1 tRNA gene and 1 rRNA gene (1 of these 2 only partly in view) are annotated in these 464 nt (G+C 48.7%); both read right to left on the bottom strand.

From position 1 onward, the window contains the following. A 23S ribosomal RNA gene (locus tag ACFP3V_RS25005) occupies positions 1-102 on the bottom strand; its annotated part reaches 803 nt to the left of the window's first position; the annotation flags it as partial. A 182-nt stretch (positions 103-284) separates the two neighbouring features. Beyond that, a tRNA-Glu gene (locus ACFP3V_RS25010) sits at positions 285-360 on the bottom strand. Between the last annotated feature and the right edge of the window lie 104 nt (positions 361-464).

Below are 464 nucleotides of genomic sequence, written 5' to 3' on the forward strand. Positions count from 1 at the left end.
GTAACGGTTCATATCACCTTACCGACGCTTTTCGCAGATTAGCACGTCCTTCATCGCCTCTGACTGCCAGGGCATCCACCGTGTACGCTTAGTCGCTTAACCTCACAACCCGAAGATGTTTCACTTCTGATTGCGAAAATTTGAGAGACTCGAACACACATTAACTGTGTGTCGTTTCAATTTTCAGCTTGATCCAGATTTTTAAAGAGCAAATATCTCAAACGTCACCCGAAGATGAGTTTTGAGATAGTTCGGCACGCGTCTTTCACTCACGAACCAGCAAGTGGCGTCCCCTAGGGGATTCGAACCCCTGTTACCGCCGTGAAAGGGCGGTGTCCTGGGCCTCTAGACGAAGGGGACACTGAAGTCTCAATCGCAAGACGCCTTGCTTCTTTACGTTCATCAGACAATCTGTGTGAGCACTACAAAGGCAGGTTCTTTAAGGTAAGGAGGTGATCCAACCG

The sequence above is a fragment of the Streptacidiphilus monticola genome, from assembly GCF_042658505.1.
Classification (GTDB): Bacteria; Actinomycetota; Actinomycetes; order Streptomycetales; family Streptomycetaceae; genus Streptacidiphilus; species Streptacidiphilus monticola.